General features: G+C 37.9%; 26 protein-coding genes, 1 tRNA gene and 1 riboswitch. Of the genes, 21 read left to right on the plus strand and 6 right to left on the minus strand.

All coding sequences use genetic code 11. From position 1 onward, the window contains the following. From rpoD to O3643_RS01180, 8 genes are all read left to right on the plus strand, one after another. On the plus strand, positions 1 to 1,110 hold the full coding sequence (rpoD, locus tag O3643_RS01145) for an RNA polymerase sigma factor RpoD (RefSeq protein WP_004252673.1): 1,110 nt from the start codon (positions 1 to 3) through the stop codon (positions 1,108 to 1,110). Between the two features lie 17 nt (positions 1,111 to 1,127). Then, complete coding sequence (locus tag O3643_RS01150) at positions 1,128 to 1,457, plus strand: metal-sulfur cluster assembly factor (RefSeq protein WP_006145447.1); 330 nt, start codon at positions 1,128 to 1,130, stop codon at positions 1,455 to 1,457. Positions 1,458 to 1,566: 109 nt separating this feature from the next. Then, complete coding sequence (locus O3643_RS01155; RefSeq protein ID WP_016465929.1) at positions 1,567 to 2,610, plus strand: glycosyltransferase family 4 protein; 1,044 nt, start codon at positions 1,567 to 1,569, stop codon at positions 2,608 to 2,610. 8 nt (positions 2,611 to 2,618) lie between these two features. After that, positions 2,619 to 3,935 (plus strand): glycosyltransferase family 4 protein, encoded by a 1,317-nt coding sequence (locus O3643_RS01160; protein ID WP_371499248.1) that lies wholly within the window; start codon positions 2,619 to 2,621, stop codon positions 3,933 to 3,935. 26 nt (positions 3,936 to 3,961) lie between these two features. Then, positions 3,962 to 4,153, plus strand: coding sequence for a PspC domain-containing protein (locus tag O3643_RS01165; protein WP_371499250.1), 192 nt, complete (start codon positions 3,962 to 3,964; stop codon positions 4,151 to 4,153). A gap of 29 nt (positions 4,154 to 4,182) precedes the next feature. Then, entirely contained in the window at positions 4,183 to 4,317 is a 135-nt protein-coding gene (locus O3643_RS01170; RefSeq protein WP_000863850.1) for a DUF4044 domain-containing protein, read from the plus strand. Positions 4,318 to 4,393: 76 nt separating this feature from the next. Next, entirely contained in the window at positions 4,394 to 5,704 is a 1,311-nt protein-coding gene (gene obgE, locus O3643_RS01175) for a GTPase ObgE (RefSeq protein ID WP_371499252.1), read from the plus strand. 9 nt (positions 5,705 to 5,713) lie between these two features. Further along, positions 5,714 to 5,875: a hypothetical protein gene (locus tag O3643_RS01180; RefSeq protein ID WP_006148428.1), complete on the plus strand. Its 162-nt coding sequence runs from the start codon at positions 5,714 to 5,716 to the stop codon at positions 5,873 to 5,875. Positions 5,876 to 5,924: 49 nt separating this feature from the next. Here the strand turns inward: O3643_RS01180 and O3643_RS01185 are convergent, their stop codons facing one another. Beyond that, positions 5,925 to 8,204 carry a Xaa-Pro dipeptidyl-peptidase gene (locus O3643_RS01185; protein WP_371499254.1) on the minus strand — a complete coding sequence of 760 codons (2,280 nt, stop codon included), beginning with the start codon at positions 8,202 to 8,204 and terminating at the stop codon, positions 5,925 to 5,927. A gap of 170 nt (positions 8,205 to 8,374) precedes the next feature. On the opposite strand from O3643_RS01185, the gene mutY reads away from it, so the two are divergent. The 4 genes from mutY to O3643_RS01205 all read left to right on the plus strand — a co-directional run bounded on the left by mutY (position 8,375) and on the right by O3643_RS01205 (position 12,457). Further along, a complete protein-coding gene (gene mutY, locus O3643_RS01190; protein ID WP_371499256.1) occupies positions 8,375 to 9,529 on the plus strand; it encodes an A/G-specific adenine glycosylase in 1,155 nt (384 codons plus the stop codon). 70 nt (positions 9,530 to 9,599) lie between these two features. Further along, a complete protein-coding gene (yycF, locus tag O3643_RS01195; RefSeq protein ID WP_371499258.1) occupies positions 9,600 to 10,304 on the plus strand; it encodes a response regulator YycF in 705 nt (234 codons plus the stop codon). Continuing rightward, positions 10,297 to 11,646, plus strand: coding sequence for a cell wall metabolism sensor histidine kinase VicK (vicK, locus tag O3643_RS01200; RefSeq protein ID WP_371499260.1), 1,350 nt, complete (start codon positions 10,297 to 10,299; stop codon positions 11,644 to 11,646). Before yycF ends, vicK begins: the two co-directional genes overlap by 8 nt. A gap of 1 nt (position 11,647) precedes the next feature. Then, positions 11,648 to 12,457, plus strand: coding sequence for an MBL fold metallo-hydrolase (locus tag O3643_RS01205; protein WP_281137126.1), 810 nt, complete (start codon positions 11,648 to 11,650; stop codon positions 12,455 to 12,457). A gap of 35 nt (positions 12,458 to 12,492) precedes the next feature. On the opposite strand, the gene O3643_RS01210 is transcribed toward O3643_RS01205, so the two are convergent. Then, complete coding sequence (locus tag O3643_RS01210; protein ID WP_004252697.1) at positions 12,493 to 12,840, minus strand: thiol reductase thioredoxin; 348 nt, start codon at positions 12,838 to 12,840, stop codon at positions 12,493 to 12,495. A 106-nt stretch (positions 12,841 to 12,946) separates the two neighbouring features. After that, positions 12,947 to 14,665, minus strand: a complete 1,719-nt coding sequence (locus tag O3643_RS01215) for a phospho-sugar mutase (protein ID WP_371499263.1) — start codon at positions 14,663 to 14,665, stop codon at positions 12,947 to 12,949. A gap of 243 nt (positions 14,666 to 14,908) precedes the next feature. Here O3643_RS01215 and O3643_RS01220 point away from each other — a divergent pair, with 243 nt between their 5' ends. Next, complete coding sequence (locus O3643_RS01220; RefSeq protein ID WP_371499265.1) at positions 14,909 to 16,147, plus strand: DUF4352 domain-containing protein; 1,239 nt, start codon at positions 14,909 to 14,911, stop codon at positions 16,145 to 16,147. 78 nt (positions 16,148 to 16,225) lie between these two features. After that, the gene (locus O3643_RS01225; RefSeq protein WP_371499267.1) at positions 16,226 to 18,127 is read left to right on the plus strand and encodes an ABC-F family ATP-binding cassette domain-containing protein; all 1,902 of its coding nucleotides are present in this window, start codon (positions 16,226 to 16,228) and stop codon (positions 18,125 to 18,127) included. Positions 18,128 to 18,170: 43 nt separating this feature from the next. On the opposite strand, the gene O3643_RS01230 is transcribed toward O3643_RS01225, so the two are convergent. The 3 genes from O3643_RS01230 to O3643_RS01240 all read right to left on the minus strand — a co-directional run bounded on the left by O3643_RS01230 (position 18,171) and on the right by O3643_RS01240 (position 19,244). Continuing rightward, positions 18,171 to 18,242, minus strand: a tRNA-Arg gene (locus O3643_RS01230). A gap of 106 nt (positions 18,243 to 18,348) precedes the next feature. After that, positions 18,349 to 18,729, minus strand: coding sequence for a large conductance mechanosensitive channel protein MscL (mscL, locus tag O3643_RS01235; protein ID WP_036752858.1), 381 nt, complete (start codon positions 18,727 to 18,729; stop codon positions 18,349 to 18,351). An 80-nt stretch (positions 18,730 to 18,809) separates the two neighbouring features. Then, a complete protein-coding gene (locus tag O3643_RS01240; protein WP_006151779.1) occupies positions 18,810 to 19,244 on the minus strand; it encodes a GtrA family protein in 435 nt (144 codons plus the stop codon). Between the two features lie 28 nt (positions 19,245 to 19,272). Continuing rightward, positions 19,273 to 19,370: riboswitch (PreQ1 riboswitch) on the plus strand. Between O3643_RS01240 and O3643_RS01245 the strand changes: the two genes are divergently transcribed. From O3643_RS01245 to O3643_RS01275, 7 genes are all read left to right on the plus strand, one after another. Then, on the plus strand, positions 19,368 to 19,877 hold the full coding sequence (locus tag O3643_RS01245) for a QueT transporter family protein (RefSeq protein WP_004252705.1): 510 nt from the start codon (positions 19,368 to 19,370) through the stop codon (positions 19,875 to 19,877). Its footprint overlaps the riboswitch before it by 3 nt. A 122-nt stretch (positions 19,878 to 19,999) precedes the next feature. After that, positions 20,000 to 20,419, plus strand: a complete 420-nt coding sequence (locus O3643_RS01250; protein ID WP_371499269.1) for a hypothetical protein — start codon at positions 20,000 to 20,002, stop codon at positions 20,417 to 20,419. Positions 20,420 to 20,507: 88 nt separating this feature from the next. Next, entirely contained in the window at positions 20,508 to 21,305 is a 798-nt protein-coding gene (locus tag O3643_RS01255) for a formate/nitrite transporter family protein (protein ID WP_371499271.1), read from the plus strand. A gap of 80 nt (positions 21,306 to 21,385) precedes the next feature. Then, positions 21,386 to 22,660, plus strand: a complete 1,275-nt coding sequence (locus O3643_RS01260) for a DUF2130 domain-containing protein (RefSeq protein ID WP_371499273.1) — start codon at positions 21,386 to 21,388, stop codon at positions 22,658 to 22,660. An 11-nt stretch (positions 22,661 to 22,671) separates the two neighbouring features. Continuing rightward, on the plus strand, positions 22,672 to 23,550 hold the full coding sequence (truB, locus tag O3643_RS01265; protein ID WP_371499698.1) for a tRNA pseudouridine(55) synthase TruB: 879 nt from the start codon (positions 22,672 to 22,674) through the stop codon (positions 23,548 to 23,550). 194 nt (positions 23,551 to 23,744) lie between these two features. Beyond that, on the plus strand, positions 23,745 to 24,236 hold the full coding sequence (locus O3643_RS01270; RefSeq protein ID WP_371499275.1) for a DUF536 domain-containing protein: 492 nt from the start codon (positions 23,745 to 23,747) through the stop codon (positions 24,234 to 24,236). A 69-nt stretch (positions 24,237 to 24,305) separates the two neighbouring features. After that, the gene (locus tag O3643_RS01275; protein ID WP_371499277.1) at positions 24,306 to 24,896 is read left to right on the plus strand and encodes a 3'-5' exonuclease; all 591 of its coding nucleotides are present in this window, start codon (positions 24,306 to 24,308) and stop codon (positions 24,894 to 24,896) included. Positions 24,897 to 24,901 lie beyond the last annotated feature (5 nt).

The raw sequence follows: 24,901 nt of genomic DNA on the forward strand, positions 1-24,901 counted from the left end.
ATGGCAAAAAAACAAAAAGAAGTAACAACTTTTGATGTCCAAGTTGCAGAATTTATTCGTAACCATAAGAAAACTGGTACTGCGACAGATGATGAAATTAACAATGTCCTTGTAATTCCTTTTGCTCTTGATGTAGAAGGCATTGAGAACCTTTTGCAACGGATTCAAGATGCAGGTATTGCAATCACTGATAACGAAGGAAATCCGAGTGAACGTGTCTTAAGTACAGAGGAAGAACCAGAACTTAGCGATGAAGACTTAATTGGTTCAACATCTGCCAAAGTCAATGACCCTGTTCGTATGTATTTGAAGGAAATCGGTGTCGTACCTCTTCTTACTAACGAAGAAGAAAAAGAATTAGCTCTTGCTGTTGAAGCAGGAGATGTTGAAGCGAAACAACGTCTAGCAGAGGCTAATCTTCGTTTGGTAGTTTCTATCGCGAAACGCTATGTTGGACGCGGTATGCAATTCCTTGACTTGATTCAAGAAGGAAATATGGGATTGATGAAGGCCGTTGATAAATTTGACTATTCAAAAGGATTCAAATTCTCAACTTATGCAACTTGGTGGATTCGTCAGGCCATTACGCGTGCCATTGCTGACCAAGCTCGTACCATTCGTATTCCAGTTCACATGGTAGAAACAATCAACAAGCTTGTTCGCGAGCAACGTAACCTTCTTCAAGAATTGGGACAAGATCCTACTCCTGAGCAAATCGCTGAACGTATGGATATGACACCTGACAAGGTTCGTGAAATCTTGAAAATTGCGCAAGAACCAGTTTCTCTTGAAACACCTATTGGTGAAGAGGACGATAGTCATCTTGGTGACTTTATCGAGGATGAAGTGATTGAAAATCCAGTTGACTATACAACTCGTATCGTCTTGCGTGAGCAGTTGGATGAAGTTCTTGACACCTTGACTGACCGTGAAGAAAATGTATTGCGTCTTCGTTTTGGTCTAGATGACGGTAAAATGCGTACTCTAGAAGATGTGGGTAAAGTCTTCAACGTTACTCGTGAGCGTATTCGTCAGATTGAGGCAAAAGCATTGAGAAAACTTCGCCAGCCAAGTAGAAGCAAACCGCTTCGTGACTTTATCGAGGATTAAGATAGAGGAGACTGAATATGGCTTACACAGAAGAGCAAATTGAAAACATCAAAACGCGGATTTTGACAGCGCTAGAAGAAGTTATCGACCCAGAATTAGGAATCGATATCGTCAACCTAGGTCTGATTTATGAGATTCGATTTGATGGTGATACCGGTGATACTGAGATTGATATGACCTTAACGACTATGGGTTGTCCATTAGCAGACCTCTTGACCGATCAAATTTATGATGCAATGACAGATGTACCAGAGGTTACTAACGTTGAAGTAAAATTAGTTTGGTATCCAGCTTGGACGGTTGAAAAAATGAGTCGCTATGCACGTATCGCTTTAGGTATTAAATAGAATGATATAAAAAAAGAAATAGTATAAGTGTTAGGAAATTCCCTAGCTTTTATGCTATCTCTTTTTTAATTTGCTGATTTTCTTTCAATAAAATGATATAATGGATAGTATGGAAAAAGAGAAATTACGCATCAACATGCTAAGTTCGAGTGAAAAGGTAGCAGGACAAGGTGTTTCTGGAGCTTACCGTGAACTTGTGCAACTTTTGAAACGTGATGCGAAAGACCAACTAATTGTAACGGAGAATCTTCCTGTAGAAGCTGATGTTACTCATTTTCATACAATCGACCTTCCTTATTATCTGTCAACTTTTCAAAAGAAGCGTTCAGGTCGTAGGATTGGTTATGTTCACTTCTTGCCTGACACCTTAGAAGGTAGTTTGAAGATTCCATTCTTTTTAAAAGGGATTGTTAAGCGCTATGTGTTTTCTTTTTATGACCGTATGGAACACTTGGTTGTGGTTAATCCTACTTTTATCGAAGACTTGGTTGCAGCTGGTATTCCTCGTGAAAAAGTGACCTATATCCCTAACTTTGTTAACAAAGAAAAATGGCACCCACTTTCTGCAGAAAAAGTAAGTCAACTTCGACAAGATATGGGGTTGAGTGAAAATCAATTTGTAGTAGTAGGAGCTGGGCAGGTTCAGAAGCGTAAGGGGATCGATGATTTCATCACTCTTGCTGAGGAACTACCGGACATCACCTTTATTTGGGCTGGAGGCTTCTCATTTGGTGGGATTACAGATGGTTATGAACGCTATAAAAAAATAATGGATAATCCTCCAGAGAATCTGATTTTCCCTGGAATTGTTGAGCCAGAAAGGATGAAAGAACTGTATGCTTTGGCAGATCTGTTCTTACTTCCTAGTTATAATGAGCTCTTTCCGATGACTATTCTAGAAGCTGCGAGTTGTGAAGCACCCATTATGCTTCGTGATCTAGATCTTTACAAGGTTATTCTAGAAGGCAATTACAGACCAACCACCGATGTGGAAGAGATGAAACAAGCTATTATGGAATATAGAGAGCATCCAGAAGCTTTGAAAGAGTTAAAAGAAAAGGCCAAGGCTATTTCAAGAGAATACTCAGAGGAGCATCTCCTTGAAATATGGCTAAAATTCTATCGGGAGCAAGCGGCTTTAGGAAAAAAATGAGGTAGTATATGCGAATTGGATTATTTACAGATACTTATTTCCCACAGGTTTCGGGTGTTGCAACCAGTATTCGAACCTTAAAAACAGAGCTTGAAAAGCAAGGGCATGCAGTCTTTATCTTCACGACAACCGATAAGGATGTCAATCGTTATGAAGATTGGCAGATTATCCGTATTCCTAGTGTTCCTTTCTTTGCCTTTAAAGACCGTCGTTTCGCTTACCGTGGATTTACGAAAGCTCTTGAGATTGCAAAACAATACAAACTCGATATTATTCATACCCAAACTGAGTTTTCTCTTGGTTTATTGGGAATTTGGATTGCTCGAGAACTGAAAATTCCAGTCATTCATACATATCATACTCAGTACGAAGATTATGTTCACTATATTGCTAAGGGGATGTTGATTCGTCCAAGTATGGTCAAATATCTTGTTCGAGGTTTTTTGCATGACGTTGATGGAGTCATTTGTCCGAGTGAAATTGTACGCGATCTTTTATCTGACTATAAGGTAAAAGTTGAAAAGCGTGTTATTCCTACTGGAATTGAGCTTGCCAAATTTGAACGCCCTGAGATTGGTCCTGAACACATTAGTGACTTACGAGATAAACTAGGGATCCAACAAGATGAAAAAATGCTTCTAAGTCTTTCTCGAGTCTCTTACGAGAAGAATATTCAAGCAATTCTTAAAGCTTTACCAGATGTCGTAAAAGAAGAACCAAATGTTAAACTGGTTGTAGCTGGAGATGGACCTTATTTAGACAATCTTAAGGAGCAAGCAGAAGATTTAAAAATTCAAGATTCTGTTATCTTTACAGGTATGATTCCGCCAAATGAGACGGCACTCTATTATAAGGCAGCTGATTTCTTCATATCGGCTTCTACAAGTGAGACTCAGGGATTGACTTATCTGGAAAGTTTAGCTAGTAAGACACCTGTTATTGCCCATGGTAATCCTTATTTGGATAATCTCATCAATGATAAAATGTTCGGAACCCTTTATTATGAGGAAAGGGACTTGGCAGGAGCTATTCTTGAGGCTTTACTTGCTACACCGTCAATGGATGAAAAACACTTGGCTGAAAAATTATATGAAATTTCTGCTGAGAATTTTGGTAGAAGAGTCCATGAATTTTATCTAGACGTCATTATTTCAAATAATTTTGCCAAAGAAACAGGAGCTGACGAACCTGTTACAAAACGTATTTTAAAGACAGTCTTCTATATTCCGCAACAGGCTGTTACGATGCCAGTTAAAGGTTCGAAGCGTATGCTTAAGGCATCTAGAAAACAATTAAGAAATTTAAGAAAATATTTGAATGATTAAATTCTTCCGATGAAAGGAAAAAAACTATGAATAAGAAATTGATGAGAAGTGGTAGAGATCAAAAAATTGGTGGTGTCTGCGCAGGAGTAGCACATTATTTTAATATTGACCCTACAATCGTACGTGTTATTTGGGGAGTTTTGGCTTTCTGTTATGGTGCAGGACTTATTGCTTACTTGATCTTGTGGGCAATCGCTCCTGTATCTGATGAGTATTAATATTAGAGTATTAGAGTAAAGGAGAAAACATGGCATTCGGTGATAATGGTAAACGTAAAAAAACATTCTTTGAAAAACTTACAATGTTTGTCGTATTAATCATGTTGTTTGTTACTTTAGCCGGTATTTTTGCGACTGCAATTGGTGTATTTAGTAGATTCTAAATTGCTAGTTGTAGGATTTATTTCAAATAGTTGGTGACTGGGATTTTCCCAGCCCTTTTTAAAGTGAGAAAAGAATATGAGTATGTTTTTAGATACAGCCAAGATTAAAGTAAAGGCTGGTAATGGTGGCGATGGCATGGTTGCCTTTCGTCGTGAAAAATATGTCCCTAACGGAGGACCTTGGGGCGGTGATGGAGGACGTGGTGGTAACGTTGTTTTTGTTGTAGACGAAGGTTTACGTACCCTTATGGACTTCCGTTACAATCGTCATTTCAAGGCCCAATCAGGTGAAAAAGGGATGACAAAAGGAATGCATGGCCGAGGGGCAGAAGACTTGATTGTCCGTGTACCTCAAGGGACAACCGTGCGTGATGCGGAGACTGGGAAAGTTCTCACTGATTTGATAGAGAACGGACAAGAGTTCATCGTGGCTCACGGTGGTCGTGGTGGTCGCGGAAATATCCGTTTTGCAACACCTAAAAATCCTGCGCCAGAAATTTCAGAAAATGGAGAACCTGGTCAAGAGCGTGAATTACAGTTAGAACTTAAAATCCTTGCGGATGTTGGTTTGGTTGGATTCCCTTCAGTTGGAAAATCAACTCTGCTCAGCGTCATTACCTCTGCTAAGCCAAAAATTGGGGCCTACCACTTTACGACTATTGTACCAAATCTTGGTATGGTTCGTACCCAGTCCGGTGAATCCTTTGCCGTTGCAGACCTTCCTGGATTGATTGAAGGTGCTAGCCAAGGTGTTGGCTTGGGGACCCAGTTCCTTCGCCATATCGAGCGTACTCGCGTTATTCTTCATATCATTGACATGTCAGCTAGTGAAGGACGTGATCCTTATGAGGACTATTTAGCAATCAATAAGGAACTTGAATCTTATAACCTTCGTCTTATGGAGCGTCCACAGATTATTGTTGCCAATAAAATGGATATGCCTGAGAGTCAGGAAAACCTTGAAGAGTTCAAGAAAAAATTGGCTGCTAATTATGATGAATTTGAAGAATTACCGCCAATCTTCCCAATTTCAGGTTTGACTAAGCAAGGTCTTGCACCTTTATTAGATGCAACAGCTGAGCTTCTTGATAAAACGCCAGAATTCCTTCTTTATGATGAGTCAGATATGGAAGAAGAGGTTTATTATGGCTTCGATGAGGAAGAAAAACCATTTGAGATTGGTCGTGACGACGATGCAACTTGGGTTCTTTCAGGAGAAAAACTAATGAAACTCTTTAACATGACTAACTTTGACCGTGATGAGTCTGTCATGAAATTTGCTCGTCAGTTGCGTGGTATGGGAGTTGATGAAGCTCTTCGTGCTCGTGGTGCTAAGGACGGCGACCTTGTCCGTATTGGAAAATTTGAGTTTGAATTTGTAGACTAGGAGATAGCTATGGGTGATAAACCAATATCTTTCCGAGATGCTGATGGAAATTTTGTTTCTGCTGCAGACGTCTGGAATGAAAAGAAATTAGAAGAACTTTTTAATCGCCTCAATCCCAATCGTTCATTGAGACTTGCGAGAATGAAGAAACAAGCTGAAGAAAAAAAATAAGAATAAAAGAACCCGTGATATTTGTATCACGGGTTTTCTGTTTTACTAACTATTTTTGATATGGGATTTTCAGACTAGATTGCGCAAGGTCTACTGTTAATTGATAATCAGTATTGTCACGAACAGTAATTTCAAAGTCAGTAGTATAAAGAACGAGTCGGATTGTATCGCCTTTTCTTAGTTTGTAAATTGTTGGTTGGAGTTCAAATTGGAATTCCATCCATTCATCTGGTTTAACTTCTTCAATTTTTAATAAATCATGACGATTTTGAAGGTTGAGGTAGCCTTTGGTAATAACACGTTGGGCATTTGGGCTAAATGGTAGCTCGCAAAGGTTTTCCAGCATATGGTAACGACCATTATCAATAGTACGAGCAGCCAAGACTCCAGGATAAGGTTGAAGGTATTTCTTTTGACCAAGTTCGAGAAGTTGAGCAGAGAGAAGACCTTTATTGGTACTTGACTTGAGACGAAGGTTTAGTTTAACACGACCATTGATATGAAGATCTTCAGTCACTGGAATATCAATGGTAATCTGATTCACCTTACCTTGATAAAGTTCATTGTTAAAGGTTTGGTAGGTCTTTCCAAATCGTTCGAAGTCAGAATCTTGGTAATGATTTTCAATGACAGCTTCCTCAGTACCTAAAGAGAAAGTTTTATGGTCAGTTTGATTTCCAAAATCTTCAAGTGACAGCCAAGTTTGAGGAGCAGTATTATCTTGCCAAACGACTTTTGGAAGTTGGTAGTTAGTGCTTTGACCTAATAATTTCTGCGTCAAAAGGGCATTCATGGATTCACGGAAATCAATAGACTGCCAGTTGTTCATATAAACGTGGGCGCCATTATGATAAAAGAGATGCTTCTTAATATTGCTTGGAAGAGCATTGAACATTTGATAGACATGAAGAGGTTTTACATTCCAGTCTTGTGAACCGTGGGTAAAGACAACTTCAGCTTTAACCTTTTTAGTATTAAGAAGGTAGTTTCTGTCATGCCAAAATTGATTATAATCTCCAGTTTTACGGTCTAGATTCTTCTTGAGTTCTTCTATGGATGCTTTATGAGCCTCGTTTCCACGAATAAAGTCACCAGCTAAGAGATTACGAGAATAAGTTAATTCATCTAATGAATCGAAGTCCTCTCCAGGATAGCCGCCTGGGCTTGTCACAAGACCATTTTCACGGTAGTAGTTGTACCAAGAAGAAATACCAGCTTCTGCAATAATAACCTCTAAACCATCGACTCCTGTGCTAGCAAGACCATTAGACATTGTTCCTAGGTAAGAAAGACCTGTAGTTGCCACTTTACCGTTTGACCAATCAGCTTTTACATGACGTTTACGACTATGATCCGTAAAGGCACGACAACGACCATTTAGCCAATCGATAACATTCTTATAAGCTTCAACTTGACGGTAATCTCCATTGGTCATTAAACCTTGTGAATCTTTGGTACCAAGACCTGATACGTAGATATTGGCAAATCCTCTTGGAAGGAAGTAGTCGTTAAGTGTGTAGCTGCTATTGATATGAGTGAGTTTTTCTTCAGCTTCAGAAACAAGTTCAGCATCCCCAACGGGTTCAACCAAGTCCAGGGTTGGATTTTCTAACGTAATTTCATGTGGTTCCTTGACTTCTAGTTCGGCTTCCATCTTATAGAGAGCCTTGTCGCTTGCTTTGTCATTGGTTCCTTGATGGTATGGACTTGCTGTCATGACAGCTGGAATCTTTCCGTTGTATGCTGGACGAATGATATTTACCTTGATGAGATCAGGAAGTCCATCTTTATCAGAATCAATACGGCTTTCTACATAAAAAACCTCACGAATGACATTGTTTGTAGAAAAGGTTGCCAAACTCTTACCATTGAAGTAGTGGTAATGATTGTCTTCAGGAATAAGACCATCACTAACTAACTGATCGATAAGGGTGTTCCCTTTTTTAGTGCGTGTATTTAAAAGCTGGTAGAGATTGTCGATTAAATTTCCGTAAAAGATCGGAAACGCTGTTTCTTTGTGAAAAGCAAGACCATCTTCAAAGTCTACTAAGTAACTGAATCCAAGTAGTTGAAAGGCAACAGTATAGAAAATTTCTGCTGTCAATTCACGGTCTGAATTGAAGAAAGTGAGTAAATCTGTTTCTTTATCAACTGCTAAAGTAGTGAGGGGATAATCCGTATTTTTAAAATTGAAAAAACAAGTTCTAACAAAAGCTTCAAACTGTTCTTTATGTGAAGCTGAAAGATCAAGCTTGAATCCAAGCTCAGATAATTCTTGTAAAGCTTGTTGAGGTGTAACGGGATAATAACTAAATTGATTAAAACGCATGGATATCTCCTTTTAAAGATTCATTTAAAAGTCATTATATCAAAAAATCATAGAAAATAACAGAAAGAGTAGAGTATGTCTGATAGTCAGGCATGATAAGAGAGTCGATACTAAAACAAGGACAATTTTCATTTTTTGAGTATCCTATAAGGATATGCTATACTAGATATATGTTAGATTTGGAGAAATACGGCGTGACCATGTGGGAAGATGAGAAAATTCTCTCTTTCCGAAAAAAGTTATTAGCCTGGTATGATGAAAATAAGCGGGACTTACCTTGGAGAAGAAGTAAAAATCCATATCATATCTGGGTGTCTGAAATCATGTTGCAGCAGACCAGAGTTGATACAGTTATTCCCTATTATGAACGGTTTCTAGAATGGTTTCCGACTGTAGAGACTTTAGCTAATGCACCTGAAGAACGCTTATTAAAGGTTTGGGAAGGTCTTGGATATTATTCGCGTGTTCGTAATATGCAAGCAGCCGCTCAACAGATTATGAATGATTTTAATGGAGAATTTCCTTCAACTTACGAAGGTATTTCAAGCTTGAAAGGGATTGGTCCCTATACAGCTGGAGCTATTTCAAGTATTGCCTTTAATCTAGCACAACCAGCAGTTGATGGGAATGTCATGCGTGTTTTGGCTCGTTTATTTGAAGTCAATCACGACATTGGTAGTCCAAGTAATCGCAAGATATTTCAAGCTATGATGGAAATTTTGATTGATCCAGAACGTCCAGGTGATTTCAATCAAGCCTTGATGGATTTGGGTTCAGATATTGAGGCACCCGTTAATCCGAGGCCAGAAGATAGTCCAGTTAAAGATTTTAGTGCTGCCTATCAAAATGGAACAATGGATCGCTATCCCATTAAAGCGGCAAAGAAAAAGCCAGTTCCCGTCTATCTTAATGCTTTAGTTGTTCAAAATGCTAAAGGACAGTTTTTACTAGAAAAGAATGAAAGTGAAAAGTTACTAGCTGGATTTTGGCATTTTCCCTTGATTGAGGTTGATGAATTTTCAAAAGATGAGGAATTCAATCTCTTTAATCAGGTAGCTGAACCATCTATTCAACTTGGGCCATCACCACAAGAAAGTTTTGAGCAGGATTATGATTTAGAAGTTGCGTGGCAGGATAGTCATTTCGAAGAAGTCAAACATATCTTTAGCCATCGAAAGTGGCATGTACGAATCCTATCCGGGCAAGTAGTTGATAGCAAAGAATATTTTGATAAAGAGGTAGTTTGGTTAACTCCTGAAGAGTTTGACCTCTATCCACTAGCAAAACCTCAACAAAAAATTTGGCAAGCATATTTAAAAAGATAGGATAATACCAGTCTTTCGTGTCTTCTTTGCATTTTTTTGGTATAATTGATATAAGGAAAAAGGTGACTATATGAAAAAAATATTGATTGTAGATGATGAAAAACCAATCTCAGATATTATTAAATTTAATATGACCAAGGAAGGTTATGAGGTTGTTACAGCCTTTAATGGACGCGAAGCCATCGATTTGTTTGAAGCTGAGAAACCAGATATTATTATCTTGGATTTGATGCTTCCAGAAATTGATGGTCTTGAAGTGGCTAAAACAATTCGCAAGACAAGTAGTGTTCCAATTATCATGCTTTCGGCAAAAGATAGTGAGTTTGACAAGGTTATTGGTCTTGAACTTGGTGCGGATGATTATGTGACCAAGCCATTTTCAAACCGTGAGCTACAAGCGCGTGTGAAGGCTCTTCTTCGTCGTACGGAGTTAGTAGCAGTAGATAACCAAGAGGAAGATACTAAATTGCAAAGTCTTCAAATTAGGGATTTAGAGATTCTTCCAGATGCTTATGTAGCCAAAAAATATGGAGAAGAATTGGATTTAACTCACAGAGAGTTTGAGTTATTGCATCACTTAGCTTCTCATCTTGGTCAAGTTATTACCCGTGAACATCTCCTTGAGACTGTTTGGGGTTATGATTATTTTGGTGATGTTCGTACTGTCGATGTTACCATTAGACGTCTACGTGAGAAGATTGAAGACACACCAAGTAGACCTGAATATATCTTAACTCGTCGTGGTGTGGGTTATTATATGAGAAATAATGATTGATATAATTAAACAAACAATTTTAACCAGAGATTTCGTCTTTGTACTCATATTAATTGGTTTTATTATGCTTGTCAGTTTTCTCTTGCTTGAAGGCCGTAGAGATAATATTCGACTCAAACAGTTAAATCAAAAGATTAAAGATTTAATTGCTGGTGATTATTCTCAGGTATTAGATATGCAGGGGAATACTGAAATCACTAACATTACGAATAACTTAAATGATTTGTCTGAAGTTATTCGTCTAACTCAAGAAAACCTTGAGCAGGAAAGTAAAAGATTGCATAGTATCCTATCATACATGACTGATGGGGTTCTTGCAACCAATCGTCGTGGTCAAATCACTATGATTAATGATATGGCTAAAAGACAACTTGGGGTTGAAAGTGATGACGCGTTAAATCAAAACATTCTTGAGTTGCTCAAGATTGAAGATGAGTACGAGCTTAGAGACTTAATTACGCAAAGTCCTGAAATGATGATTTATTCCCAAAATGTAAATGGGGAGTATATTAGTTTGCGTGTGCGTTTTGCCTTGATTCGTAGAGAGTCTGGCTTTATCTCTGGTTTAGTAGCAGTTCTACATGATACGACTGAACAAGAGAAGGAAGAACGCGAGAGAAGACTATTCGTTTCAAACGTTAGTCATGAATTGCGAACTCCATTGACCAGTGTCAAATCTTACCTAGAGGCCTTGGATGAGGGTGCATTATATGAACCTGTTGCTCCTGATTTTATCAAAGTATCTCTAAATGAGACTAACCGCATGATGCGAATGGTAACGGACCTCTTACATCTTTCGCGTATTGATAATGCAACCAGTCATCTAGATGTTGAGTTGATTAACTTTACAGCATTTATCACTTTTATTCTCAATCGTTTTGATAAGATGAGAAGCCAAGATGAGGACAAGAAGTATGAATTAGTCAGAGACTACCCTATTAATTCTGTCTGGATTGAAATTGATACAGACAAGATGACTCAGGTAATCGATAACATTCTAAATAATGCTATCAAATATTCTCCTGACGGTGGTAAGATTACGGTTAGTATGAAAACCACTGATGACCAGATGATTTTATCTATTTCGGATCAAGGACTTGGGATTCCTAAAGAAGACTTACCGAAGATTTTTGACCGTTTTTATAGGGTTGATAAGGCTAGAAGCCGTGCACAAGGTGGTACTGGTTTAGGTCTTGCGATAGCAAAAGAAATCATTAAACAACACAATGGATTTATCTGGGCTAAGAGTGAATACGGTAAGGGTTCTACCTTTACCATTGTTCTTCCTTATGATAAGGATGCTGTAAAAGACGAGATTTGGGAGGATGAAGTAGAAGACTAGAATGAGTGAAACAGGCTTTAAATATAGTATTTTAGCATCGGGTTCTAGTGGTAATTCCTTCTATCTAGAAACCCCTAAGAAAAAGATTTTAGTAGACGCAGGATTATCTGGTAAAAAAATTACAAGCTTATTGGGTGAAATCAATCGTAAACCAGAAGATTTGGATGCTATTTTGATTACGCATGAGCATGCTGACCATATACATGGTGTTGGAGTTTTAGCTCGTAAGTATGGCATGGATCTTTACGCCAATGAAAAGACCTGGCAAGCTATGGAAAATAGTAAGTATCTAGGTAAAGTTGACTCTTCACAAAAGCATATCTTTGAAATGGGGAAAACTAAAACATTTGGAGATATCGACATTGAGAGTTTTGGTGTTAGCCATGATGCAGTTGCTCCCCAATTCTATCGTTTTATGAAAGATGACAAGAGTTTTGTTATGCTGACGGATACAGGTTATGTTAGTGACCGTATGGCTGGCATTGTCGAGAATGCAGATGGTTACTTGATTGAGTCTAATCATGATGTTGAAATCCTGCGAGCAGGATCTTACGCATGGCGACTCAAACAACGAATCCTGTCTGACCTTGGTCACCTCTCAAATGAAGATGGAGCAGACGCTATGATTCGCACACTAGGAAATCGTACCAAGAAGATTTACCTAGGACATCTATCTAAAGAGAATAATATCAAGGAGCTAGCCCACATGACCATGGTCAATCAGTTAGCTCAAGCAGATCTAGGAGTAGGAGTGGATTTTCAAGTTTACGATACGTCTTCAGACACTGCAACACCACTAACAGACATATAAAAAAAGAAGGCAGACGCCTTCTTTTTTATATATTTTTACAATCCAGCAAATTCTTTGATTTCTTGAGCTGACATAGAAGAATCACAACGGACCTTAATCTCTCCATTTTCAACATGAACAAAACCTGGTACAGTTGGGATTTCGTAACGTGAACGGAAATCTTGTAAAGCTTCAAGTTGACTTGGTTCTTCACTATTGATGAAATAGATGTGTGCTTTGGTTTCAGCTACCACACCAGCCAATGTGCCAGCAAATTTACGGCAGTAAGGGCAAGTTTTGCGACCGATAAAGAATGTAGCAGTTTCTTTTTTATCAAGAGCTTCTTGGGCACGCGCAACAGTTGTCACTTCAAGATCTTTAATGTTTTCTAAAAATTGTTCCATGAGTTTTCCTCGCTTTCTTTTAAATCTAGTATGCCATAAAGTTTTTAAAAATGCTTAGATTTGATACGAAAAAAGATGAGATTGGTTGATCTCATCTTTTAATTGTTTATTTTACAAAGGCATTGATTTCAGCTTCGATATTAGCAATCTTAGCTTGTGAATCTTCGTTGCTTTCTCCAACAACTGCAATGTAGAACTTGATTTTTGGTTCAGTACCGGAAGGACGAACTGCAATCCATGAACCATCAGCAAGTGTGTATTTCAAGACATCACTTGGAGGGGTAGTCAAGGCTGTTACAGTACCATCAGCGGCAGTAGAAGTTTGTGCTTTGAAGTCTTCTACGACTGTGATTTCTGTTGCGTTCCATTCTTTTGGAGCATTGTTGCGGAATTTAGCCATAATCGCTTTGATTTGCTCAGCACCATCGACACCTGAGAGAGTTACAGAGATTGTTTTTTCTGCGTAGTAGCCGTATTCTTTGTAAATTTCTTCGATACCGTCAGCAAGTGTCAAACCGCGTGAACGGTAGTAGGCAGCAAGTTCAGCAACTACAAGGACTGCTTGGATGGCATCTTTATCACGTACGAATGGCTTAATCAAGTAACCGAAGCTTTCTTCAAATCCCATCATGTAAGTGTGATTGTGTTTTTCTTCGAATTCTTGGATTTTTTCAGCGATAAATTTGAAACCAGTCAAGACGTTAAACATAGTTGCGCCGTAGCTTTCAGCAATCTTCGTTACCAAGTCTGTTGATACGATAGATTTACATAGGGCTGCATTTTCTGGAAGAGTTCCAGCGTTTTTGTGGGCTTCCAAGATGTACTTAGCCATGATGGCACCGATTTGGTTACCTGAAAGGTTAAGGTAGCTACCATCTTTTTGAAGAACTTCAACACCAACACGGTCAGCGTCTGGGTCAGTTGCGACAAGCACATCAGCCCCTACTTGACGACCAAGTTCTTCTGCAAGTGCAAAGGCTGCTTGGCTCTCTGGGTTTGGAGATTTAACAGTTGAGAAGTCTGGGTCTGGAGTTGCTTGAGCTTCAACGACTTGAACAGAGTCAAATCCTGCTTGAGCAAGAGCACGACGAGCCAACATTTCACCAGTACCATGAAGTGGGGTGTAGACAATTTTCATGTCCTTACCAAATTCTTCAATTAAGGCAGGGTTGATGTTGACATCTTTTACTTCTTTGAGGTATTCAGCATCAATAGCTTCACCGATAACTTCAATCAAACCAGATGCTTTTTCAGCTTCAACATCAGCAACTTCAACTGCAAATGGATTGTCGATAGCACGGATGTAGGTTGTCAAAGCATCCGCATCGTGTGGAGGCATTTGTCCACCATCTTCACCGTAAACCTTGTATCCGTTAAACGGAGCAGGGTTGTGGCTAGCTGTAATCATGATCCCTGCAAAACAGTTGAGGTGACGAACAGCAAATGAAAGTTCTGGAGTTGGACGGAGACTTTCAAAGACATAGGATTTAATACCGTGTTTTGCAAGAACGGCTGCTGATTCAAAGGCGAATTCTGGAGAGAAGTGACGGCTATCGTAGGCGATGGCTACACCACGTTCTTTTTCATTTCCACCTTTAGATTCAATCAAACGAGCCAAACCTTCAGTTGCTTGGCGAACCACATAAATGTTAATGCGATTGGTACCTGCACCAATCAATCCACGCATACCAGCAGTACCGAATTCAAGGTTTGTGTAAAAGGCATCTTCTTTTGTTTTTTCATCCATGCTTTCCAAATCACGACGAAGGTAATCTGGTAGATCAGCAAAATCAGCCCATTTTTGGAAGTTTTCTTGATAAGTCATTGAAATTCTCCTTATTTGTTATTAGTATTAACCGTTTACATTATAGCATTTTTTAAAGTTTTAGTAAAACGTTAGCATGACCTATATATATGAATTTTAAAAATTTAATCAAACAAATGTAATAGATGAAAATTCTCCTTATTATAAAAATTTACAATATTTTTAAAGCGATTTCCTGTTTCTAGTTTGAAATTTTTTAAGTGTATGGTACAATAAAATAAATAATAAAAGGAGTTTTCTATTATGAAAAAAGTTCTTAAGCACTCAGCTTTAGTTTTAACTGCTTTAGCATTGGTAGCTTGTGGAAATAGTAAAAAAGCAAGTGACAATGGTACTGCATCTAATTCAAACTTTGAAGTTTCTGTTAAAGACGGTATGTATGTTCTTCCTAAAGATGAAGATTCAAATTCACACTACCTTGCTCTTCAAGTAGAAATTAAAAATAATCGTGATAAACAGTTTAGCTTTACTAGCCATGATATCACGCTTTATAACGAAAAAGACGAAAAAGTTGAACCAATTAATATTTATGAGTCAGACAGTAAAACTAAATTTATGTCATACGGAGATAGCATCTCTAAAGGCAAGAGTGTTGCTGGTTATGTAGTTTATGAAGTTGATAAAGATGCAAAATATGAACTTCACTTTGCCCCAAGCTTTTACGATGATGTAAAAGAAAATCAAAAAGGTAAAAATGACGTAGCTATCAAGGTTGATCCAAGTCAATACGAAGACACTATTGATGAAGCCAAAGAAGCTATGAAAAAATATGTTGATGCTGTTTACCTAGATGGAGAAAACACTGGTGGTGCATCAAACGTAAGCTTTACTAATGATAAAACTCAAATCGTCGCACTTGAAGATAAAAAATCAGACAACAAGAAATCAGACGATAAGAAATCTGAAGAAAAGAAAGATGATAAAAAGTCTGAAGACAAAAAATCAGATGACAAAAAATCTTCAAACGATTCTGATGTGATCACAAATGACGTGAAGGCTGATAGAGAAGAATTTATCAAGAAATTCATCGAGTCATTCGGTAAAGGATTCTACAATTACAAACCATCTGATTCTGAACTTCGTACATTTGCAGAAGCATATATCAAAGCAAATGCTAAACGAGCAAAAGTTGATTACAAAGTAAAAACTTACTTGCCAGACTATGCAGTTATCTATGTAAGACCTGAAACAATCGACTTGGATAACTTAAATGTCTATGAATTGAGCCGTAAATTCTACGACGAAAACAAAGGTAAATACAGCAGCTACTCAGAAGCTATGAAAGCTGGTGAGAAGTACATTTTAGAAAACGCACCAAGCCAATTTGATTCAACTCCTCTTGATACTAGTGACAATATGCAAAAAGAAGGTTACGAAATCAAGATGACTAAGAAAGACGGTAAATGGACAATCGACACATCTTCTAAGAACTATAACTTAAAAGATATGGCACGTACATTCCGTGGTGGTATCGGTTATTAATCTCTAAAAGTTCGAGTTTAAAGCTCGAACTTTTTTATTTGAATTGTTAAAAACAGAAAAAGATAGTAAAATAGTTACATGATTATTTTACAAGCTAATAAAATCGAACGTTCTTTTGCAGGCGATGTTCTATTTGAAAATATTAATCTACAAGTAGATGAAAGAGATCGTATTGCTCTCGTTGGGAAAAATGGAGCAGGTAAGTCGACGCTATTAAAGATATTAGTCGGGGAAGAAGAGCCAACTTCAGGTGAGATTAATAAGAAAAAAGATATTTCCCTTTCTTACTTAGCACAGGATAGTCGATTTGAATCCCAAAATACTATCTATGACGAGATGCTCCACGTCTTTGACGACTTACGTACTACTGAAAGACAACTTCGCCAAATGGAGCTAGAGATGGGGGAAAAGACAGGAGCAGATCTCGATAAGCTTATGTCAGACTACGATCGTCTATCTGAAGAATTCCGTCAGGCTGGAGGTTTTACCTACGAAGCTGATGTTCGCGCCATTTTAAATGGTTTTAAGTTTGATGAGTCTATGTGGCAGATGAAAATTGCCGAGCTTTCTGGAGGTCAAAATACAAGATTAGCCCTAGCCAAAATGCTCCTTGAAAAGCCAAATCTCTTGGTTTTGGATGAGCCGACCAACCACCTGGATATTGAAACCATTGCATGGTTAGAAAACTATTTGGTTAATTACAGTGGTGCCTTGATACTTGTTAGTCACGACCGTTATTTCCTCGATAAGGTAGCAACCATAACGCTCGACTTAACCAAACATTCTTTAGATAGATACGTAGGGAACTACTCAAGCTTTGTGGAGCAGAAGGAGCAGAAGTTACTGACTGAAGCTAAGAACTACGAAAAGCAACAGAAGGAAATTGCCGCTTTAGAAGACTTTGTTAACCGAAATCTCGTTCGAGCATCGACAACCAAACGTGCTCAATCTAGACGCAAACAACTGGAAAAGATGGAGCGTTTAGATAAGTCTGAAGCTGGGAATAAAACAGCCACTATGACCTTTCACTCTGAGAAAACATCTGGTAATATTGTGCTGACAGTTGAGAATGCTGCTATTGGATATGATGGAGAAATATTATCAGAGCCTATCAACCTCGACCTTCGTAAGATGAATGCCGTAGCAGTTGTAGGTCCGAATGGGATTGGAAAGACAACCTTTATCAAGTCTATTGTTGATCAGATTCCTTTTATAAAGGGAGAGAAGCGTTTCGGTGCAAATGTTGAAGTTGGCTACTATGACCAAACTCAAAGTAAGTTGACACCAAGCAATACAGTTTTAGATGAACTTTGGAATGATTTTAGATTGACGCCAGAAGTGGAAATCCGAAATCGTTTAGGTGCCTTTCTATTCTCAGGTGATGATGTTAAGAAATCAGTTGGCATGCTTTCAGGTGGAGAGAAAGCTCGCTTGTTACTGGCTAAACTATCAATGGAAAATAATAACTTCCTGATTCTTGACGAGCCGACCAACCATTTGGATATTGATAGTAAGGAAGTTCTGGAAAATGCACTGATTGACTTTGATGGGACTCTTCTATTTGTCAGCCATGACCGTTATTTTATCAATCGTGTAGCTACACATGTTCTGGAATTGTCCGAAAATGGTTCGACCGTCTATTTGGGTGATTATGACTATTATGTTGACAAAAAAGCAGAGCTAGCAGTTAGCCAAGTGGAAGAAGCGGCAGCATATAACCAAGAAAAAGAGGCTTCTCCAGTTAATGACTACCAAACTCAAAAGGAGAGTCAAAAAGAACTGCGTAAATTGATGAGACAAATCGAAAGTCTAGAGGCAGAAATCGAAGAATTAGAAAATCAAGCCCAAGCTATTTCTGAACAAATGCATACAACCAATGATGCAGATGAACTAATGCAATTGCAAGCTGAACTAGATAAGATTAGTCAGCGCCAGGAAGAAGCGATGCTAGAGTGGGAAGAATTATCGGAAAAAGTTTAATAACAAAAAAGCAACGGCACCGTTGCTTTTTCGTTTATATCTATCCACCCTGAGGGAATCGAACCCCCATCTCAAGAACCGGAATCTTACGTGATATCCATTACACTAAGGGTGGAAACTTTCATCATTATATCAAAAATAGGAGTTTTACTCAAGACTAAAACCAATATAAAAAGAGGAAGAAAAAAGGATTTAGACAATATCTAAATCCTTTTACATGTTTATTTTTTTTCAAGAAGTGCTTTGATTTCTTGAAGAACTTCCAATTCAGTTGGTGCTGCTGGAGCTTCTTCAACAACTTCTTCTTTCTTACGAAGGTTTTGAGCTTTTTCAATAGCTTTAATCATGAAGAAGAGAACAGTACCAATTACAACGAAGTTGATAACAGCGCTCAAGAATTTACCATATGTAACACCATTCCAAGCAAGCTCAGCAATGTTTTGTACATTCGCAGCTTCCAAGGCTGGGTTCAATAGAAGTGGAGTGATGATATCATTTACAAATGAATTGATGATAGCACCAAAAGCAGTGGCGATGATCACACCGACAGCAAGGTCAACGACGTTACCACGGAGCAAGAAATCTTTAAGATCCTTTAACATAATATTTTCCTTTCAAAATTTTATCAAATTTTTACAGACAACATTATATCGTAAATTTATGTTGAATGCAAGAAAAGCGCTTATTTATTTTTAAAAACAAAAAGCTTGCTAAAAAGGTAATTTAAGACAACAATTGTAACTTGAGCAAACCCTATTTCAACCGTATTAATTATATTAATATCATCACCTACAAATTGACCAATTATATGAGGAAACTTGGTGACAAAAATAAAGGTTAGTGCCATATCAAGTAAGAAGGTAAAAAATCTAGCTCCAGAGAATTTAATGAGACGTCCAAACCAATTTTCTCGTTTTTGTTTAAAAACAATAGTGTCATTCGTGAAGAAAGCAAATAGAATACCTGTTATATTACCTAGAGCAGTAGCTGTTAATTCTTGCCGAGTCAAGTAAAAAATAATCATTCGAGTCCCTACAGAAACAACAGTAGTAGCAACGCCGAAAAATAAATAAGATAAAATTTCGTTATCGAAGAATTTTTTAATGTATCTTTTCATAAGATTAGTATAGCATAAAGCCTCTAAATGTGCTATACTAACAAAGTTGACTTGTTCAACCCTTGGTGCTTAACTTCTTTCACCAAGCATATTAAACGCGGTGGAGCCGCTAAAGGAGAAAACATGAAAAAACTTACTGTCCGCGATTTGGCTGACATTGCCATTGTCGCAGCAATTTATGTGGTTTTGACTATTACACCACCACTCAATGCCATTAGCTACGGAGCTTACCAATTCCGTATTTCTGAAATGATGAATTTTCTAGCTTTTTACAATCCTAAGTACATTATTGGTGTTACTCTTGGATGTATGATTGCTAATTTTTTCAGTTTTGGACTCATTGATGTCGCTGTAGGTGGAGGATCAACTCTTGTCTTCCTAAGCTTAGGAGTTTGGTTGTTCAGTAAATATAGTAAAGACTATCTTTTTAATGGATTAATTCGAAAAGATCATTTCTTCTTTTCAATTCTATTTTCAATTTCAATGATCACCATTGCTGCTGAATTGAACATTGTAGCAGAAGCACCATTCTTCTTTACATGGTTCACTACTGGTATCGGAGAATTCGCTTCACTAATTGTTGGTGCAATTATCATTGGTAAAATTGGTCAACGTATTGATTTGACTAGATGAAGATATCTTATCAACCATTCGTAAAAAGGGCTGAACTTTGTTCAGTCTTTTTCTTTTTCTTTGTCCATGAACCTAGAAGCTCAACAAAAGTGGTATAATAAGGTAGAAAAAGGGGTTTAATTATGATAGATTATTTTTTGATTGGGATAAAATTGATGATGAAAAGCTCGGTTTTGACTTTTGCTATTTCCTTTGTATCCTTCCTTCTTTTACTGATTCTATGGCGTCGTTATGTCATTGTGCGTCAAAGTGGTGGAAACTTTTTTGCCCCGTTTCATATTGCAAAGGGAAGATTTTATATCCATAATGCTTATGTTTTTAGAAAGCGCATTATACCACTGAATAATATTAAAAAGATTGAGGTCCATTTTATTCCAAGTGTTAAATTGAATGGTGCTAGATATTTTTTGACTATCGAACAAAAGAGCGGAAAAGCTCTAGCCTTTTTCTTTGGAAAATCAAAAGAGAATGACCAACTAGTCAATAACTTAAAGAATGAAACAAAAAAATACAATATCAAGATCCGTATCTTAGAATCATAGATTTTAATTTTTTTAAAATTTCAGAAAGCCTTTCCATAAAGTTGATTTTATGTTATAATATTCACAAATAAAAGTTTTAGGAGTTTATATGGTCTCATCAGAATTTATTTCAAAAATTGAATTTGCTTGTAAAAAGAAAGAAAGTCTTTATTCAAATAGCAAATTCAAGTATGCTATCCGTTCAATGTTTGCAGGTGCATTCCTTACCTTTAGTACAGCTGCTGGAGCTGTTGGTGCTGACTTGATCAATAAAATCGCTCCTGGTAGTGGACGCTTCCTCTTCCCGTTTGTTTTCGCTTGGGGACTAGCTTATGTTGTCTTCTTGAATGCTGAGTTGGTAACTTCAAACATGATGTTCCTTACAGCTGGTAGCTTTTTGAAAAAAATTAGCTGGAGAAAAACAGCTGAAATTCTTTTGTATTGTACTTTCTTTAACTTAATTGGTGCGCTTATCGCTGGTTGGGGATTTGCTCATTCAGCAGCATATGCAAATCTAACGCACGATAGCTTTATTTCTGGAGTTGTAGAAATGAAGTTGGGACGCTCTAATGAACTAGTTTTACTTGAAGGTATCCTAGCGAATATCTTTGTAAACATCGCCATTCTTTCATTTGTTTTAGTTAAGGATGGTGGAGCAAAACTTTGGTTGGTTCTATCAGCCATTTACATGTTTGTATTCTTAACAAATGAGCACATCGCCGCAAACTTTGCATCCTTTGCTATTGTGAAGTTCAGTGTTGCTGCTGATTCAATCGCGAACTTCGGTATTGGAAATATTCTTCGTCACTGGGGTGTAACCTTTATTGGTAACTTTATCGGCGGTGGTCTACTGATTGGATTGCCTTATGCCTTCTTAAACAAGAACGAAGATACATACGTAGACTAAAAGTTGGATTGATTCCAACTTTTTCTTTTTGTTTTTCCATGCTATAATGAATGTAGTAATGTTAAATACAGAGGAAAATCATGAACGAAATTAAATGTCCAAATTGTGGGGAAGTTTTTACAGTTAATGAAAGCCAATATGCAGAGCTAATTTCTCAAGTTCGAACTGTAGAGTTTGATAAGGAATTGCATGAACGCATGAAGCAAGAGCTGGCCTTGGCTGAGCAAAAAGCCATGAATGAACAGCAGACAAAACTTGCGCAAAAAGACCAAGAAATTGCCCAGCTACAAAGTCAAATTCAGAACTTTGATACCGAAAAAGAATTAGCCAAAAAAGAAGTAGAGCAAAGTGCTAGTCAAAGTCTGCTAGAGAAGGAAAAAGAAGTTCAAGCACTGGAGAATCAGCTGGCTACCTTACGCTTGGAGCATGAGAATCAGCTGCAAAAGACACTGTCTAATCTAGAGAAAGAAAGAGACCAGGTCAAAAATCAGCTCCTTCTACAAGAAAAAGAAAACGAGCTTTCTCTGACTTCAGTTAAGCAAAACTATGAAGCTCAGCTTAAGGCAGCTAATGAGCAGGTTGAGTTTTACAAGAATTTCAAGGCCCAACAATCAACCAAGGCTATTGGAGAAAGTCTTGAGCAGTATGCGGAAAGTGAGTTTAACAAGGTTCGTAGCTTTGCCTTTCCAAACGCTTATTTCGAAAAGGACAACAAGGTTTCAGCACGTGGTTCTAAGGGCGATTTTATCTTCCGTGACTTTGATGAAAATGGGCTAGAATTCATTTCCATCATGTTTGAGATGAAAAATGAAGCGGACGGAACAGAGAAGAAGCATAAGAATGCAGACTTCTACAAGGAGTTGGATAAGGATCGACGTGAGAAGAACTGTGAGTATGCCGTATTAGTGACTATGCTTGAGGCTGATAATGACTACTTCAACACAGGGATTGTGGATGTCAGCCACGAGTATGAGAAGATGTATGTGGTCCGTCCTCAGTTCTTTATTCAGTTGATTGGTCTTTTGCGCAATGCAGCTCTTAACTCTCTTAAATACAAGCAAGAATTAGCACTTATCCGAGAACAAAATATTGATATTACCCATTTCGAGGAAGACCTAGATGCTTTCAAAGTGGCCTTTGCCAAGAACTACAATTCAGCATCTGTTAACTTCGGTAAGGCTATTGACGAAATCGACAAGGCCATCAAACGCATGGAAGAGGTCAAGAAATTCTTGACCACATCAGAAAACCAACTCCGCCTCGCAAACAATAAGTTGGATGATGTTTCTGTTAAAAAATTGACTCGTAAAAATCCGACCATGAAGGCTAAGTTTGATGCTTTGAAGGGAGAATGAGAAAGCAAAACATGAACGGTATTATCAACTTAAAAAAAGAAGCAGGGATGACCTCGCATGATGCGGTTTTTAAACTGCGTAAGATTTTGGGGACTAAGAAGATTGGCCATGGTGGTACCTTGGATCCGGATGTAGTGGGCGTTTTACCCATTGCTGTGGGAAAGGCGACTCGCATGGTAGAGTTCATGCAGGATGAGGGTAAGGTCTACGAGGGGGAAATCACTCTGGGATATTCAACAACGACCGAGGATGCTAGTGGGGAAGTTGTCGCAGAGACTCCTGTTTTGTCTCCACTGGATGAAAAACTTGTCGATGAAGCCATTGCTAGTCTGACAGGGCCTATCACCCAGATTCCACCAATGTACTCAGCTGTCAAGGTCAATGGTCGCAAGCTCTATGAGTATGCGCGTGCTGGTCAGGAAGTCGAGCGTCCAGAACGTCAGGTGACCATTTATAGTTTTGAAAGAACCAGTCCCATTTCCTACGAGGATAAACTTGCGCGTTTTACCTTCCGAGTAAAATGTAGCAAGGGAACCTATATCCGTACCTTATCGGTTGACTTGGGAGAGAAGCTTGGTTATGCAGCTCATATGTCTCATCTTACACGGACTAGTGCAGCTGGTTTACAGTTAGAAGATTCCTTGACCTTAGAAGAAATTGCCCAAAAAGTAGAGGCTGGAAAACTAGATTTTCTTTATCCTCTTGAGATTGGTACAGGGGATTTAGTAAAAGTAAACTTGACTCCTGAGCAGGCAGATGAAGTCCGTTATGGTCGTTTTATTGAGTTAGAGTATAGCGAGAAGGAAGTTGCCGCTTTCGAAGGCGAGAAGCTACTTGCTATTATGGAGAAACGTGATCATCTCTACAAACCAAGAAAGGTTTTCTCTTAAAATTTTATTGATTAAACGATTTTTATCTACTAGTCTAAAGATCAGATGCTCTCATCTTTTTAAAATATTAGCCGATAAATAGTTTTTACATTTTATGTTTTAAAAAACCATTGAAAATACAGTGTTATTTGACAGTTTTGCTTACTTATGATAAGATTTAATTTAAGAAAAGCTAGAGAAAAATAGAGGATATTATGAGTATTGAAATGACTGTCAGTGAGATTGCTGAGGTCTTGGGACTATCCCGACAAGCAATCAATAATCGTGTCAAAGAATTACCAGAAGAAGATATTACAAAAAACGACAAGGGTGTTACTGTTGTTACTCGCAGTGGATTGATCAAACTTGAAGAAATCTACAAAAAGACTATCTTTGAAGATGAACCGGTTAGTGATGAAGTTAAGCAACGAGAACTCATGGAAATTCTTGTTGATGAAAAGAACGCTGAAATCATTCGTCTTTATGAGCAATTGAAGGCTAAAGATAAGCAACTGGCTGAAAAAGATGAACAGATGCGTGTCAAAGACCGCCAAATCGCTGAAAAAGATAAGCAATTGGATCAACAACAACAGTTAACCCTTCAAGCTATGAAGGATCAAGAAACACTTCAGTTGGAGTTGGATCAAGCTAAGCAAGAAGTTCAGGCATCGAAGAAAGGCTTCTTTGCTCGCATATTTGGCAAATAAGAAAAAACTGCTTGGTTTCTAGGACTAGACCAGGTGGTTTCTTTTTACAAATCAATAAGGATTGATAAGATGGAAACATTAAGAGAATATATTTCATTTGATTTAGAATTCAATAAACACCAGGATAAGACTCATTTGATTCAAGTATCAGCAGTGCATTTTAAAGAAGGTAAAGAAGTAGGAGCATTTGACTCTTATGTCTATACTGATGTTCCTTTGAAGAGTTTTATTAATGATTTGACGGGGATTACTTTAGAGACATTGAAAGGCGCACCAAAGGTAGAAGAAGTCCTGCAAAAATTTCAAGTTTTTGTTGGTAACTTGCCTCTTATTGGTTATAATGCAGCAAAAAGTGATTTACCAATTCTACTAGAGCATGGATTTGACTATAGTCATCAATATCTAGTTGATGTCTATAATGAAGCACTGGATCGACGTAGTTCTGATCTTCATGGAATTGCTAATCTAAAATTACAAACTGTGGCTAATTTTCTGGGTTTTAAAGGGCAATCTCATAATAGTCTAGAGGATGCTCGTATGACTGCTCGAGTGTATGAAGCTTTTCTGGAGTCAGATGAGAGTAGACTGTTACTCAATTCTCAAAGTAGTCTTAATTCGAATCCATTTGGTGCTTTGGATTTATCACAACTTTTTGATTAGGAGTT

The organism is Streptococcus sp. 20925_1_44, assembly GCF_041432435.1.
Lineage (GTDB): Bacteria > Bacillota > Bacilli > Lactobacillales > Streptococcaceae > Streptococcus > Streptococcus infantis.

Coding starts and splice junctions, on each gene's coding strand:
- obgE (WP_371499252.1), top strand. CDS start 4,394: ATGAGTATGTTTTTAGATACAGCCAAGATTAAAGTAAAGGCTGGTAAT.
- O3643_RS01180 (WP_006148428.1), top strand. CDS start 5,714: ATGGGTGATAAACCAATATCTTTCCGAGATGCTGATGGAAATTTTGTT.
- vicK (WP_371499260.1), top strand. CDS start 10,297: ATGATTGATATAATTAAACAAACAATTTTAACCAGAGATTTCGTCTTT.
- yycF (WP_371499258.1), top strand. CDS start 9,600: ATGAAAAAAATATTGATTGTAGATGATGAAAAACCAATCTCAGATATT.
- O3643_RS01150 (WP_006145447.1), top strand. CDS start 1,128: ATGGCTTACACAGAAGAGCAAATTGAAAACATCAAAACGCGGATTTTG.
- O3643_RS01185 (WP_371499254.1), bottom strand. CDS start 8,204: ATGCGTTTTAATCAATTTAGTTATTATCCCGTTACACCTCAACAAGCT.
- mutY (WP_371499256.1), top strand. CDS start 8,375: ATGTTAGATTTGGAGAAATACGGCGTGACCATGTGGGAAGATGAGAAA.
- O3643_RS01250 (WP_371499269.1), top strand. CDS start 20,000: ATGATAGATTATTTTTTGATTGGGATAAAATTGATGATGAAAAGCTCG.
- O3643_RS01205 (WP_281137126.1), top strand. CDS start 11,648: ATGAGTGAAACAGGCTTTAAATATAGTATTTTAGCATCGGGTTCTAGT.
- O3643_RS01210 (WP_004252697.1), bottom strand. CDS start 12,840: ATGGAACAATTTTTAGAAAACATTAAAGATCTTGAAGTGACAACTGTT.
- O3643_RS01255 (WP_371499271.1), top strand. CDS start 20,508: ATGGTCTCATCAGAATTTATTTCAAAAATTGAATTTGCTTGTAAAAAG.
- O3643_RS01270 (WP_371499275.1), top strand. CDS start 23,745: ATGAGTATTGAAATGACTGTCAGTGAGATTGCTGAGGTCTTGGGACTA.
- O3643_RS01220 (WP_371499265.1), top strand. CDS start 14,909: ATGAAAAAAGTTCTTAAGCACTCAGCTTTAGTTTTAACTGCTTTAGCA.
- truB (WP_371499698.1), top strand. CDS start 22,672: ATGAACGGTATTATCAACTTAAAAAAAGAAGCAGGGATGACCTCGCAT.
- O3643_RS01260 (WP_371499273.1), top strand. CDS start 21,386: ATGAACGAAATTAAATGTCCAAATTGTGGGGAAGTTTTTACAGTTAAT.
- mscL (WP_036752858.1), bottom strand. CDS start 18,729: ATGTTAAAGGATCTTAAAGATTTCTTGCTCCGTGGTAACGTCGTTGAC.
- O3643_RS01160 (WP_371499248.1), top strand. CDS start 2,619: ATGCGAATTGGATTATTTACAGATACTTATTTCCCACAGGTTTCGGGT.
- O3643_RS01215 (WP_371499263.1), bottom strand. CDS start 14,665: ATGACTTATCAAGAAAACTTCCAAAAATGGGCTGATTTTGCTGATCTA.
- rpoD (WP_004252673.1), top strand. CDS start 1: ATGGCAAAAAAACAAAAAGAAGTAACAACTTTTGATGTCCAAGTTGCA.
- O3643_RS01155 (WP_016465929.1), top strand. CDS start 1,567: ATGGAAAAAGAGAAATTACGCATCAACATGCTAAGTTCGAGTGAAAAG.
- O3643_RS01170 (WP_000863850.1), top strand. CDS start 4,183: ATGGCATTCGGTGATAATGGTAAACGTAAAAAAACATTCTTTGAAAAA.
- O3643_RS01225 (WP_371499267.1), top strand. CDS start 16,226: ATGATTATTTTACAAGCTAATAAAATCGAACGTTCTTTTGCAGGCGAT.
- O3643_RS01275 (WP_371499277.1), top strand. CDS start 24,306: ATGGAAACATTAAGAGAATATATTTCATTTGATTTAGAATTCAATAAA.
- O3643_RS01240 (WP_006151779.1), bottom strand. CDS start 19,244: ATGAAAAGATACATTAAAAAATTCTTCGATAACGAAATTTTATCTTAT.
- O3643_RS01245 (WP_004252705.1), top strand. CDS start 19,368: ATGAAAAAACTTACTGTCCGCGATTTGGCTGACATTGCCATTGTCGCA.
- O3643_RS01165 (WP_371499250.1), top strand. CDS start 3,962: ATGAATAAGAAATTGATGAGAAGTGGTAGAGATCAAAAAATTGGTGGT.